This is a genomic window from Sinorhizobium mexicanum (assembly GCF_013488225.1).
GTDB lineage: Bacteria > Pseudomonadota > Alphaproteobacteria > Rhizobiales > Rhizobiaceae > Sinorhizobium > Sinorhizobium mexicanum.
In genome coordinates, this window is the sequence record NZ_CP041238.1 from 3,942,501 (window position 1) to 3,955,741 (window position 13,241).

9 protein-coding genes are annotated in these 13,241 nt (G+C 62.7%); 7 read left to right on the forward strand and 2 right to left on the reverse strand.

The annotated features are described in order from the left end of the window. Window positions 1–252 precede the first annotated feature (252 nt). A complete protein-coding gene (locus FKV68_RS18570) occupies window positions 253–1,200 on the reverse strand; it encodes a LysR family transcriptional regulator (protein ID WP_180939240.1) in 948 nt (315 codons plus the stop codon). Window positions 1,201–1,447: 247 nt separating this feature from the next. Here FKV68_RS18570 and FKV68_RS18575 point away from each other — a divergent pair, with 247 nt between their 5' ends. The 7 genes from FKV68_RS18575 to FKV68_RS18605 all read left to right on the forward strand — a co-directional run bounded on the left by FKV68_RS18575 (window position 1,448) and on the right by FKV68_RS18605 (window position 9,273). Then, window positions 1,448–2,653, forward strand: a complete 1,206-nt coding sequence (locus FKV68_RS18575) for a beta-hydroxybutyrate-binding protein (RefSeq protein WP_180939241.1) — start codon at window positions 1,448–1,450, stop codon at window positions 2,651–2,653. 12 nt (window positions 2,654–2,665) lie between these two features. Continuing rightward, complete coding sequence (locus FKV68_RS18580) at window positions 2,666–3,448, forward strand: ABC transporter ATP-binding protein (protein WP_180939242.1); 783 nt, start codon at window positions 2,666–2,668, stop codon at window positions 3,446–3,448. 1 nt (window position 3,449) lies between these two features. Further along, window positions 3,450–4,151 (forward strand): ABC transporter ATP-binding protein, encoded by a 702-nt coding sequence (locus tag FKV68_RS18585; RefSeq protein WP_180939243.1) that lies wholly within the window; start codon window positions 3,450–3,452, stop codon window positions 4,149–4,151. Window positions 4,152–4,154: 3 nt separating this feature from the next. Continuing rightward, the gene (locus FKV68_RS18590) at window positions 4,155–5,042 is read left to right on the forward strand and encodes a branched-chain amino acid ABC transporter permease (protein ID WP_180939244.1); all 888 of its coding nucleotides are present in this window, start codon (window positions 4,155–4,157) and stop codon (window positions 5,040–5,042) included. Then, window positions 5,035–6,036 carry a branched-chain amino acid ABC transporter permease gene (locus FKV68_RS18595; protein WP_180939245.1) on the forward strand — a complete coding sequence of 334 codons (1,002 nt, stop codon included), beginning with the start codon at window positions 5,035–5,037 and terminating at the stop codon, window positions 6,034–6,036. The genes FKV68_RS18590 and FKV68_RS18595 overlap by 8 nt, the downstream gene beginning before the upstream one ends. Window positions 6,037–6,088: 52 nt before the next feature. After that, window positions 6,089–7,684: a GMC family oxidoreductase gene (locus FKV68_RS18600; protein ID WP_180939246.1), complete on the forward strand. Its 1,596-nt coding sequence runs from the start codon at window positions 6,089–6,091 to the stop codon at window positions 7,682–7,684. 110 nt (window positions 7,685–7,794) lie between these two features. Beyond that, window positions 7,795–9,273 (forward strand): aldehyde dehydrogenase family protein, encoded by a 1,479-nt coding sequence (locus FKV68_RS18605; RefSeq protein ID WP_180939247.1) that lies wholly within the window; start codon window positions 7,795–7,797, stop codon window positions 9,271–9,273. Between the two features lie 131 nt (window positions 9,274–9,404). On the opposite strand, the gene metH is transcribed toward FKV68_RS18605, so the two are convergent. Beyond that, the gene (metH, locus tag FKV68_RS18610; protein ID WP_180939248.1) at window positions 9,405–13,178 is read right to left on the reverse strand and encodes a methionine synthase; all 3,774 of its coding nucleotides are present in this window, start codon (window positions 13,176–13,178) and stop codon (window positions 9,405–9,407) included. Window positions 13,179–13,241 lie beyond the last annotated feature (63 nt).

The following is a 13,241-nucleotide window of genomic DNA, read 5'->3' on the forward strand; positions in this document are numbered from 1 at the left end:
ACTCTAGAGCGAAGGTCATCGTCGCCAGCAGCGCCGCCGCCCTCGTCAGTGATCGGGCTTATAGACCCACCCTCCCCAACACGTCAACAACCATTTTCAAAAAAATGTCAAAAAAAGATAACATGCTGAAATCGTTGGTGCATTTTAATCGGGGCGGAAAATGAGAACCGGATGGCTTCCAAAAGCCCCGCATTTCGCGCCTCGGCAACGAATATGCGATCACTGGCCTCCTTTCCTAATATGGTTAACGCATTATTGCGCTTCAAGGGCGCGCCGAGGGCTGCTCCCCGACCCCGATCTTTCGCGCAGAAAACACGACCGGTTCTCGCTCACGGCCTCAATGAGAAAGTCGCGTACCGCGCGAACCCGCGGCACGGCGATCAGATCGCGATGGCAGATCATCCAGTAGGTGCGCTTGAGCTCGATTTCCTCCGGCAACACGATCTCGAGATTGGGCTCGTCACGCGCCATGAAATGCGGCAGGACACAGAGGCCCAGCCCCTGTCGCGCGGCCTTCAGCTGCGTCAGGATGCTCGAACTCTGGAAATGGGCTCGAAGTCCCGGCTGGACTTCGCCGAGATAGTCGAGTCCCGGCGTGAAGATCATGTCCTCGATATAGCCGACGAAACGATGGGAGCCGAGATCGTTGCGGCTGCGGATGAGCGGGTGCGTGGCGAGGTAGCTGCGCGCGCCATAGACATGCAGCGTATAGGGCGTCAGCACTTCCGAATGGTAGGGGCCCGCCTTGGGTGCGGCGAGTGCGACGGCAATATCGGCCTCCTTGCGCGACAGCGACATGATCTGCTGGATCGCAACGAGTTCGAGCGAGATATTCGGATAGCGGTTGGCAAAGGCTGCGAGCCGGTCCGACAGGAAGAAATTGCCGAAGCCTTCGAGGATGGACATGCGGACGACGCCGCGTTGTGCGGTCATGCCGTCGCTGATGTCGAGCTGGAGTTGCTCGGTCTCCCGTTCGATCCGCTCGGCCGTCTCGATAAAACGTTGCCCCATGGTCGTCAGCACGTAGCCGCGCGGATTGCGCTCGAAAAGCTTGACCTTGAGCGCGAATTCCAGCCGATCGATGCGGCGCGACACCGTCGCATGACTGGTCCTGAGCCGCCGTGCCGCGGTCGACAGTTGTCCGGTTCGCGCGACAGCTAGGAAGAATTGCAGGTCGTCCCAGGTGAAATTCGGATTCATGCCCGCCCCCTCTGTTCGAAAATGAACAGATCCTGTTTATAATTTACGGTTCGGCCCGCTTGCATCCAAGCAGAATTTTCGGGATTGTAAGCATTGAGCCGACATCTGAGGAGCATGTCTGGCCAATTTTGAACAGAGCCGAGTGGATCGAATCCCGCCGATATCGCCGAAAAGGCCTATCGGTACCGTCGCGCGTCCTTAGCGATATTTCGCCCGCCCAACTCTGAAAGTCCTGGGAGGAGACATGATGCATAAAAAACTGATGGCCACGCTTGCAATGGTGCTCGCAAGCAGCACGGCGGCACTCGCCGACGCGTCGGACGGTAAGGTCAAGATCGGCATTCTCAACGACCAGTCCGGCGTCTACGCCGATTTCGGCGGCAAGTCCTCCTACGAGGCGGCGCTGATGGCAGTCGAGGATTTCGGCGGCAAGGTGCTCGGCGTACCGGTTGAAGTGGTGACAGCCGACCATCAGAACAAGCCTGACATCGCGTCAAACATCGCTCGGCAATGGTACGACACCGAGCAGGTCGACAGCATCATGGAACTGACGACCTCGTCCGTGGCGCTCGCGGTTCAGGCGATCTCCAAGGAGAAGAAGAAGGTCAACATCGTTACCGGCGCGGCAACGACGGAGCTCACCGGCAAACAATGCAGCCCGTATGGCTTCCATTGGGCCTATGACACCTATTCGCTTGCCGTCGGTACGGGTGGTGCGCTTGTGAAACAGGGCGGCGACAGCTGGTTCTTCCTGACGGCCGACTACGCCTTCGGCTATTCGCTTGAAGAAAACACCGCGAATTTCGTGAAGGAAAACGGCGGCTCGGTCGTCGGCGCTGTCCGCCATCCGCTGGCGACCACCGATTTCTCCTCCTTCCTGCTGCAGGCGCAGTCCTCGGGTGCCAAGGTGATCGGGCTTGCCAATGCCGGTCTCGATACCTCGAATGCCATCAAGCAGGCCGCCGAGTTCGGCATCGTCCAGGGGGGCCAGCGCCTCGCCGCGCTGCTCTTCACCCTGGCGGAAGTCCACGGCCTCGGCCTAGAAGCGGCGCAGGGGCTGACGCTCACCGAGGGCTTCTACTGGAACCGCGACGAGGAAAGCGCGAAATTCGGCAAGCGCTTCATGGAGCGCACCGGCAAGATGCCGAACATGGTCCATGCCGGCACCTATTCGGCCGTGCTGCAATATCTGAAGGCGATCGAGAAGGCCGGCAGTGACGACGCCGAGGCGGTCGCCAAGGAGCTGCATGCACTCCCAGTCGACGACGTTTTCGCCCAGAACGGTACGGTCGCACCAAACGGCCGCATGATCCACGACATGTACCTGCTCGAGGTCAAGAAGCCCGACGAGAGCAAGGAGCCCTGGGACTACTTCAAGGTTCTCGCGACCATCCCCGGCAAGGACGCCTTCATCGACCCGGCCAAAAGCGGCTGTGATCTCGTGAAGTCCTGATCGGCCGGATCGATGACCGCGATCACGCCTTCGCAGAATGGAGCACCGCGGGTGGTTTTGTCCGCCCGCGGTCTCCGCCGTGACTTCGGCGGCTTCGCGGCCGTCAAGGACGTCAATCTCGACGTCCACCATGCCCGCGTGCACGCGTTGATCGGCCCGAACGGGGCCGGCAAGACCACGGTGTTCAACCTGCTGACCAAGTTCCTGCAGCCGACACACGGCACGATCACGCTGCTCGGCGAAGACATCACCAACACCGCGCCGGACAAGGTTGCCCGCATGGGCCTTGTGCGCTCGTTCCAGATCTCGGCCGTGTTCCCGCACCTGACAGTGCTCGACAATGTGCGCGTGGCCCTGCAGCGGCCGAACAACCTTGCAACGCAATTCTGGAAGCCGCTTTCCGCACTCGATGCCTTGAACGCCAAGGCCGATCAGCTGATCCGCTCGGTTGGCCTCGAAAAGGAGCGCAACGCCATCGCGGCCGACCTCTCCTATGGCCGCAAGCGCGTGCTCGAGATCGCGACGACGCTGGCGCTCGATCCGAAGGTGCTGCTGCTGGACGAACCGATGGCCGGCATGGGTCACGAGGACGTCGGCATGGTCGCCGAGATCATCCGCGACGTGGCGCGCGAGCGCGCTGTTCTGATGGTCGAGCACAATCTCTCGGTCGTCGCCACGCTCTGCCACCATGTCACTGTGCTGCAGCGCGGCGAAATTCTGGCCGAGGGCGACTATGCGACCGTGTCGGAGGATCCGCGCGTGCGCACCGCCTATATGGGCACGGAGGAAGCCTGACATGAAACCTCTGCTCAAGGTCTCGGGCCTCAATGCCTGGTACGGCGAAAGCCATATTCTTCACGGTGTCGACATGACTGTCGGCGAAGGCGAGATGGTGACGCTGCTCGGCCGCAACGGCGTCGGCAAAACGACGACGCTGCGTGCCATCATGGGCATTGTGCGCGAACGAAAAGGCGAGATCAGTTTCGCCGGCGAGGATCTGATCCGGGTGCCCCTCCACCGCGTCGCCCATCGCGGCCTCGGCTTCGTTCCCGAAGAGCGCGGCATCTTCTCGACGCTTTCGGTCTACGAAAACCTGCTGCTGCCGCCGGCGGTTGCCAGGGGTGGCATGACCATCGACGAGATTTTCGAGCTTTTCCCAAACCTGCACGAACGGCGCAACAGTCAGGGAACCAAGCTGTCCGGCGGCGAACAGCAGATGCTGGCGATTGCGCGCATTCTTAGAACCGGAGTGCGGATGATGCTGCTCGACGAACCCACCGAGGGACTTGCCCCGGTGATCGTCCAGCGCATCGGCGACGTCTTGAAGAAGCTGAAGGAACGCGGCATGACCGTCCTGCTCGTCGAGCAGAACTTCCGCTTTGCGGCCAAAGTCGCCGACCGCTTCTACCTCATGGACCATGGCCGGGTCGCCGGCGAGTTCCCGGTTTCGGAGCTTTCCCAGCGCATGGGCATGCTGCATGATGTGCTCGGAGTGTAGGCCATGATCACGATTTTCGGAATTCCGCTCCAAGCCTTTCTCGGGCAGCTTCTGATCGGGCTCATCAACGGCTCCTTCTATGCACTGTTGAGCCTCGGCCTTGCGATCATCTTCGGCCTGCTGCGCGTCATCAACTTCGCCCACGGTGCGCAATACATGCTGGGGGCCTTTGCCGCCTGGTTGCTCCTGTCGTATTTCGGCATCGGCTACTGGCCCGCCCTCATCATCGCTCCGCTTCTCGTCGGTCTTCTTGGCGCCTTCATCGAGCGCACGATGTTGAGGCGTCTCTATTCGCTCGATCCGCTGTATGGCCTGCTCTTCACCTTCGGCCTGGCGCTAACCGTCGAAGGGACTTTCCGCTATCTCTACGGCGCCTCTGGCCAGCCCTATGCGACGCCGGCATTGCTTACGGGCGGCACCAATCTCGGCTTCATGTTCCTGCCCGTCTACCGCGGCTGGGTGATCGCCTTCTCGCTTGTCGTATGCCTCGGTACCTGGCTCGTCATCGAGAAGACGAAACTCGGCTCCTATCTGCGCGCCGCAACGGAAAATCCGGTGCTCGTACAGTCCTTCGGCATCAACGTGCCATTCCTGCTGACGCTGACCTACGGTCTCGGCGCGGCGCTTGCGGCGCTTGCCGGCGTGCTGGCCGCGCCGATCTACCAGGTCTCACCGCTGATGGGATCGAACATCATCATCATCGTCTTTGCCGTCGTCGTCGTTGGCGGCATGGGCTCGATCATGGGGGCGATCGTCACCGGCTACATGCTCGGTGTCGCCGAGGGACTGACCAAGGTCTTCTATCCGGAGGCCTCCAATATCGTGATCTTCGTGATCATGGCCATCGTTCTCCTGCTGAGACCCGCGGGCCTCTTCGGCCGGGATGCTTGATATGACGCTGACACTCGAACTTGAAAAGCAGAAGGAACGCTCGCCGGTCGTCGCCCAGACGATCTTTCTCGGCGCGGGCCTTGCCTTGCTGCTGCTTGCCCCCCTGTTCTTCTACCCGGTCTTCCTGATGAAGATCCTGTGCTTCGCGCTCTTTGCCTGCGCGTTCAATCTGCTGCTCGGCTATACGGGGCTGCTTTCCTTCGGCCATGCCGCCTTTTTCGGCGGCGCGGCCTATTTTACAGCGCACGTCGTCAAGGAATGGGGCGTGCCGCCCGAGCTCGGCATCCTCGTCGGCGTCGTTGGCGCGGCGCTCCTCGGAGCTGTCGTTGGTTTCTTTGCCATCCGCCGCCAGGGTATCTATTTCGCGATGATCACGCTCGCGCTGGCGCAGATGTTCTATTTCTTCTGCCTCCAGGCCGAGTTCACGCATGGCGAGGACGGCATCCAGTCGGTACCGCGCGGCCATCTTTTCGGCTTCATCGACCTCTCGCAGTCGACGAACATGTACTACTTCGTGCTCGCCGTGTTCGTGATCGGCATCGCCATCATCTGGCGGATCATCAACTCGCCGTTCGGCATGATCCTGAAATCGATCCGCGAGAACGAGACACGCGCCATCTCGCTCGGCTATTCAGTGAGAAACTACAAGCTTGCGGCCTTCGTGATGTCGGCGGCGCTGACCGGATTGGCGGGCGGCGTGAAGGCCCTGGTCTTCCAGTTCGCGACCTTGACCGATGTCGGCTGGCAGATGTCGGGCGAAGTCATCCTGATGACCCTGCTCGGCGGTATCGGCACCCTGATCGGACCGCTCTTCGGCGCCGGCCTCGTCGTCGCGCTTCAGAACTACCTGGCAACGTCGGAATTCCCGGTCACGATCATCACCGGCCTTGTCTTCATGGCCTGCGTGCTGCTCTTCCGCCGCGGCATTGTCGGAGAGTTCTATAACTCGCGCCTCGGCCGAAAGCTCGGCTTCGAGCATCGCCACAAGCACTGACGCTTATCGCCTGGCACCGAGTGCGCCGGGCCGCGAAAATTAGAGAAAGCCCATGGAAACGTTCGACTACATCGTCGTCGGAGCGGGTAGCGCCGGCTGCGTGCTCGCAAATCGCCTCTCGGAAAATCCGGATCGCCGCGTCCTGCTGCTCGAGGCCGGCGGCAGTGATAACTATCACTGGATCCATATTCCGGTCGGCTATCTCTACTGCATCAACAATCCCCGCACCGACTGGTGCCTTACGACCGCCGCGGAGGAGGGCCTCAACGGCCGGTCGCTCTTTTACCCGCGCGGCAAGGTGCTCGGCGGCTGCTCCTCGATCAACGGCATGATCTATATGCGCGGCCAGGCGCGCGACTACGACCTCTGGCGCCAACTCGGCTGCGTCGGCTGGAGCTGGGAGGACGTGCTGCCGCTCTTCAGGAAATCCGAAGACCATTATCGCGGCGCCGACGACATGCACGGTGCGGGCGGCGAGTGGCGGGTCGAGAAGGCGCGTGTCCGCTGGGCGGTGCTCGATGCCTTTCAGAAGGCGGCAAGCGAAGCGGGCATTCCCGAAACGGAGGATTTCAACCGCGGCAGCAACGAAGGCTCCGGCTATTTCGACGTGAACCAGCGCTCCGGTGTTCGGTGGAATACGGCCAAGGCTTTTCTCAAGCCTGCCCGACATCGGCGCAATCTCGTGATCCTGACAAAGGCGCATGTGAAGCGGCTGATTCTCGAGGAAGACCGCGTTGCCGGCGTCGAATTCCAGCATGACGGCGTCACCAAGCGCGCAGATGCCCGGCGCGAGACCGTGCTTTCCGCCGGCTCGATCGGCTCGCCGCATGTTCTCGAACTCTCCGGCATCGGCCGCCCCGACGTCCTGAGCCAAAACGGCCTCGAAGTGCGCCACGCGCTGCCCGGCGTCGGCGAGAACCTGCAGGATCACCTGCAACTGCGGCTCGCCTACAAGGTCACCGGCGTGCCGACGCTCAACGAGAAGGCCAGTTCGCTTTTCGGCAAGGCGGCGATCGGGCTCGAATATCTCGCCCGCCGCTCCGGCCCGATGGCAATGGCGCCGAGCCAACTCGGCATCTTCACCCGGTCCGGTCCGGAAAAGGAAACACCGGACCTGCAATATCACGTCCAGCCGGTAACGCTCGAAAAGTTCGGCGAACCCGTGCACCCCTTCCCGGCAATCACCGCCAGTGTCTGTAACCTCAGACCCGAAAGCCGCGGCTCGGTGCATCTGAAGGGACCGGACTTCGCGGCCGTACCCGACATTCGTCCGCGCTATCTGACCGCCGAGGCCGATCGCAATGTGGCCGTGAAGGCGATCCGCCTCACGCGCCGCATCGTCGCGCAGCCCTCGTTTGCCCGCTTCAATCCGGTCGAGTTCAAGCCGGGCCCGGCTTACGAAACCGACGAAGACCTGACGCGCGCGGCCGGTGATATCGGCACGACGATCTTCCACCCGGTCGGGACCTGCCGCATGGGCGCCGATGCGGACAGCGTCGTCGATCCGGAGCTGCGCCTGCGCGGGCTCAAGGGATTGCGCATCGCCGATGCCTCGATCATGCCGACGATCACTTCCGGCAACACCAATTCGCCGACGATCATGATCGCGGAAAAGGCGGCGGAGATGATAGTCGCGGCCGACCGATGAGAGCTGCGGCAACCCTGTGACGCAGACAGACCCGTTGAGGCGCAGCAAAAACCGGCTGGCGCGACGACCGCCGCGTGGTCCATACTGGCGTGCTACAGATGGGGAGCGGCATGCAGGATAAGCTTTTCATTGACGGAAAATGGGAAAAGCCGCGCAAGGGCGGCACGATCGATGTTATCAATCCGGCGACGGAAGAGGTGATCGGCAAGGCAGCGGCAGGAACCTCGAACGACGTCGATCACGCCGTCAAGGCGGCTCGCATCGCGTTCGACAGCGGTCGCTGGCCGAAGCTGACTGGCGCGGAGCGAGCCCGCTACCTTCGGGCGATCGCCGGAAAGATCGACGAGCGACGCCACGCCCTTGCAAGGCTCGAAGTCACGGACAACGGCAAGCCGCTGCCGGAAGCGCTCTGGGATATCGATGACGCGGCCGGCTGCTTCAATTACTATGCGGGTCTCGCCGAAGAGCTCGACGACAATGCCGAGGAACCGATCGCGGTCGCCGACAGCCGCTTCTCTTCGAAAGCCGTTCGCGAACCGCTCGGCGTCGTCGGTGCCATCACGCCTTGGAATTATCCGCTGCTGATGGCCGCCTGGAAGGTCGCCCCGGCACTTGCCGCCGGCTGCACCATCGTGCTGAAACCATCCGAACTGACGCCGCTGACGGCGCTCGAGCTCGGCAGGATCGCCGAAGAAATCGACCTGCCGCCCGGCGTTCTCAACATCGTTACCGGCACCGGACCGGATGCCGGCGAGCCGCTGACCGAACACCCGCTCGTCGACAAGCTTGCCTTCACCGGCTCGGTGCCGACCGGCCGCAAGGTCATGATGGCGGGGGCGCAGGACATCAAGAACATCAGCCTCGAGCTCGGCGGCAAATCGCCCTTCGTCGTCTTCGCCGACAGCGATATCGAGAAGGCGGTTGAATGGATCATGTTCGGCATCTTCTGGAACCAGGGACAAGTCTGCTCCGCGACGTCGCGCGTGCTCGTAGAAGAGCCGATCTACGATGCTGTTTTGAGAAGGCTGACCGCGGAAGCGGCGAGGATCAAGATCGGCAACGGCCTCGATGAGGGAACATTGCTCGGCCCGATCGTCTCCAAGGGGCAATACGACAAGATTCTCGGCACGATCGAGCGGGCGCGCCAGGACGGCGCAACAGTGGCAGTCGGCGGTAGCCGCCCGGCCGGCTTCGACAGCGGCTATTTCATCGAGCCCACAGTGCTGACTGATATGGCGGAGGACAGCTTCGCCTGGCGGGAGGAAATCTTCGGACCCGTCGTCTGCCTCATGCCGTTCAGCGATGAAGAGGAGGCGATCAGGCTTGCCAACGACAGCCGCTTCGGCCTCGCCGCCGCCGTCATGTCCGACGACAGGACGCGCTGCGAACGCGTCGCGCGCGCCTTCCGCGCCGGCATCGTCTGGATCAACTGCTCGCAACCGACCTTCACCGAAGCACCGTGGGGTGGCTATAAGCAATCCGGCATCGGCCGCGAACTCGGCCGCTGGGGCCTCGCCAACTATCTGGAGGTGAAGCAGATCACCAGCTTCGATGCCGATGAACCGTGGGGCTGGTACATCAAAGGGTGAGCGGTGCGCTTAGCGCCGGGCATGGGCAAGAAGTCGAACCGCTTGGGACCGCCCCTCTGCCCTGCCGGGCATCCCCTGGGGGAGATGCCCGGCAGGGCAGAGGGGGGTAGTAACGCCCTCCGTTTTGGTCCCTACTCCGCCGCTTCCGCCTCCGGGATCGGCACATAGTTGAGGATGGGCGAGAGCCAGCGCTCGACCTCGCGAACACCCATCGCCTTGCGCTCCGCATAGTCCTCGACCTGGTCGCGCTCGATCTTGGCGACACCGAAATAGTAGGCGTCCGGATGGCCGATGTAGAGACCGGAAACCGACGAACCCGGCCACATTGCATAGTTCTCCGTCAGCTTGACGCCGATCGACTGATCGGCATCGAGGAGGCGGAAGAGCGTTTCCTTTTCCGTGTGATCGGGCTGCGCCGGATAGCCGGGCGCAGGGCGGATGCCGGCATAAGGCTCGCCGATCAGATCCTCAGGCGTGAAGGCTTCATCACGGGCATACCCCCAGAGCTCCTTGCGCACATACTCGTGCATGCGTTCGGCAAAGGCCTCGGCGAAACGGTCGGCAAGCGCCTTGACCATGATCGAGGAATAGTCGTCATTGGCGCGCTCGAAACGCTCGGCGATCGCCACCTCCTCGATGCCGGCGGTCACCACGAAGCCGCCGAGATAGTCTCTCGCGCCGCTGTCGACCGGCGCCACGAAGTCGGCGAGCGCAACATTCGGCCGGCCGTCTCGCTTCGTCAGTTGCTGCCGCAGGGTGAAGAACGTTGCAAGTTCCGCGTCGCGCGCTTCATCGGTAAACAGGCGGATGTCGTCATCGACGGCGCCGGCAGGCCAGAACCCGACCACGGCCTTCGGCGCGAACCATTTTTCCGCGACGATCTGCCGGAGCATCGCCTGGGCATCGTCGAAGAGCTGGCGCGCCGCCGGCCCCTGGTTCTCGTCGTCGAGGATCTTCGGGTAGGTGCCTTTCAGTTCCCAGGTCTGGAAGAACGGCGTCCAGTCGATATAGCGCGCAAGCTCCGCCAGGTCCCAGTCTCCGAAAACGCGGGTCCCTAGGAAGGAGGGTGCCTTCGGCCGATAGCTCGCCCAATCGAGCTTCTGCGCGTTGGCGCGTGCCTGCGACAAAGGCAGGCGCCGCTTCTCCGCCTCGTTGCGCGCGTGCGCATCGGCGACCTTGTGATATTCGGCGCGGACAGTCTCCGTATACGCGCCTCGCGCAGCCGGAGAGAGCAGGCTGGAAACGACGCCGACCGCGCGGCTGGCGTCGTTGACATGAACCGTCTGGCCCAGGCTGTAGCGCGGGTTGATCTTCACGGCCGTATGCACGCGGCTCGTCGTCGCCCCGCCGATCAGAAGCGGGATATCGAAGCCCTCGCGCTCGAGTTCGGAGGCGACATGGACCATTTCGTCGAGCGAAGGCGTAATGAGGCCGGAAAGCCCGATGATGTCGACCTTCTGCTCCTTCGCCACCTCGAGGATCTTCGCGGACGGCACCATGACGCCGAGATCGATGATCTCGTAATTGTTGCAGGCGAGCACGACGCCGACAATGTTCTTGCCGATGTCATGCACATCGCCCTTGACGGTCGCCATCAGGATCTTGCCGGCGCTCTCGCGTGTGCCGCCGCCACCATTGGCACGCTTCTCCGCTTCCATGTGCGGCAAAAGCACGGCGACTGCCTGTTTCATAACCCGCGCCGATTTCACCACTTGCGGCAGGAACATCTTGCCCGAGCCGAAGAGGTCGCCGACGACGTTCATGCCGGCCATCAGCGGACCTTCGATGACATGCAGCGGCCGCTCTACGGCAAGTCGCGCCTCGTCCGTGTCAGCCTCGATGAATTCGGTGATGCCGTTGACGAGCGCATGCTCCAGCCGCTTTTCGACCGGCCATTCGCGCCAGGAGAGATCCTTCTCCCTGCCCTGCGCGCCGCCTTGCCCGCGATAACGCTCGGCAATCTCCAGCATGCGCTCGGTCGCGTCCGCCCGGCGATTGAGCACCACGTCCTCGCAGGCTTCGCGCAGTTCCGCATCGATCGTGTCGTAGACGGCCAACTGGCCGGCATTGACGATGCCCATGTCCATGCCAGCCTGGATCGCGTGGTAGAGGAAGACGGCGTGCATCGCTTCGCGCACCGGCTCGTTGCCGCGGAAGGAGAAGGAAAGGTTCGACACGCCGCCCGAGACATGGACATGCGGCAGCGTCGCGATGATCTCCCGCGTCGCCTCGATGAAGTCGACGCCGTAATTGTTGTGCTCTTCGATGCCTGTCGCGACCGCGAAGATGTTCGGGTCGAAGATGATGTCCTCCGGCGGGAAGCCCGCCTTTTCGGTAAGCAGCCGATAGGCCCGCCTGCAGATCTCCACCTTGCGGGTCCTGGTGTCGGCCTGGCCGCTCTCGTCGAACGCCATCACCACGACGGCCGCGCCATAGGCGCGCACAAGGCGCGCGTGATGCAGGAACGCCTCCTCGCCTTCCTTGAGCGAGATCGAGTTCACCAGCGCCTTGCCCTGGACGCATCTGAGGCCCGCCTCGATCACCTCCCATTTGGACGAATCGATCATCACCGGAACGCGGGCGATATCGGGTTCGGACGCAACGAGGTTCAGGAACTCGACCATCGCTCGGGTCGAATCGATGAGGCCCTCATCCATGTTGATGTCGATGATCTGGGCGCCGTTCGCGACCTGGTCACGCGCCACGTCGAGCGCCGCAGCATAGTCACCGGCGGTAATGAGCTTGCGGAACTTGGCCGAGCCGGTGACGTTGGTGCGTTCGCCGACGTTGACGAAGGGTATGTCCTTGGTAAGCGTGTACGGCTCGAGGCCGGAAAGCCGCATATGCCGTTCGATTTCCGGGATCTGCCGCGGCGGGTATTTGGCGACGGCTTCGGCGATCGCGCGGATATGGGCCGGCGTCGAGCCGCAGCAACCGCCGACGATGTTGACGAGCCCGTCGTGGGCGAAACCCTCGATCTCAGCCGCCATCGCCTGGGGACTTTCGTCATAGCGGCCGAATTCGTTTGGCAGGCCGGCATTCGGATAGGCGCAGACGAGCGTATCGGCAACCGACGAAAGCTCGTCGATATGGGCACGCATCGCGCTTGCGCCGAGCGCGCAATTGAGGCCGATGGTGAAGGGGGCGGCGTGGCGCACCGAGTGCCAGAAGGCGGTCGGCGTCTGACCGGAAAGCGTGCGCCCGGAAAGATCGGTGATCGTACCCGAGATCATCACCGGAAGGTGGAGTCCCTTCTCGGCAAAGACTTCCTGCGTGGCGAAAATCGCCGCCTTGGCGTTCAGCGTGTCGAAGACCGTCTCGATCAGGATGATGTCGGCGCCACCGTCGATCAGGCCGCGGACCTGCTCGCCATAGGCAAGCCTCAGATCGTCGAAGGTGACGGCGCGATAGCCGGGATTGTTGACGTCCGGGGAAATCGACGCCGTGCGGTTGGTCGGCCCAAGCGCGCCGGCGACGAAACGCCGCCTGCCGTCTTCCGCCTGCGCGCGCTTCGCCGCGCGCCGCGCCAGCCGTGCTCCGTCACGGTTGAGCTCGTAGACCATGTCCTCCATGCCGTAGTCGGCCTGGGCGATCCGGGTCGATGAGAAGGTGTTGGTTTCGAGGATGTCGGCGCCGGCGATGGCGTAGCTGTAATGGATGTCCTCGATCGCCTTCGGCTGCGTCAGCGTCAGGAGGTCGTTGTTGCCCTGCTGGTGACAGGAGCAGCCGCCGAAGCGCTCGCCGCGGAAATGATCCTCGACGAAGCCGAGCTGCTGGATCTCAGTGCCCATGGCGCCGTCCATGATCAGGATGCGTTCGCTGGCCGCTTGCCTGAGCGCCAAAAGGACTTCCGAACCATCGGGTCTGGGCGAAACATCTCCGAAAAGGGAGTCGATGGCGGGCATGGGAAATCTCCCGTTCTGAAAACGACAATTTCTGATTTACTCACATAAACATATCTTTATGTC

What these genes read in the sequence shown, in the direction of transcription:
- FKV68_RS18570 (WP_180939240.1), bottom strand. Translation starts at nt 1,200, where the DNA reads ATGAATCCGAATTTCACCTGGGACGACCTGCAATTCTTCCTAGCTGTC.
- FKV68_RS18575 (WP_180939241.1), top strand. Translation starts at nt 1,448, where the DNA reads ATGCATAAAAAACTGATGGCCACGCTTGCAATGGTGCTCGCAAGCAGC.
- FKV68_RS18580 (WP_180939242.1), top strand. Translation starts at nt 2,666, where the DNA reads ATGACCGCGATCACGCCTTCGCAGAATGGAGCACCGCGGGTGGTTTTG.
- FKV68_RS18585 (WP_180939243.1), top strand. Translation starts at nt 3,450, where the DNA reads ATGAAACCTCTGCTCAAGGTCTCGGGCCTCAATGCCTGGTACGGCGAA.
- FKV68_RS18590 (WP_180939244.1), top strand. Translation starts at nt 4,155, where the DNA reads ATGATCACGATTTTCGGAATTCCGCTCCAAGCCTTTCTCGGGCAGCTT.
- FKV68_RS18595 (WP_180939245.1), top strand. Translation starts at nt 5,035, where the DNA reads ATGCTTGATATGACGCTGACACTCGAACTTGAAAAGCAGAAGGAACGC.
- FKV68_RS18600 (WP_180939246.1), top strand. Translation starts at nt 6,089, where the DNA reads ATGGAAACGTTCGACTACATCGTCGTCGGAGCGGGTAGCGCCGGCTGC.
- FKV68_RS18605 (WP_180939247.1), top strand. Translation starts at nt 7,795, where the DNA reads ATGCAGGATAAGCTTTTCATTGACGGAAAATGGGAAAAGCCGCGCAAG.
- metH (WP_180939248.1), bottom strand. Translation starts at nt 13,178, where the DNA reads ATGCCCGCCATCGACTCCCTTTTCGGAGATGTTTCGCCCAGACCCGAT.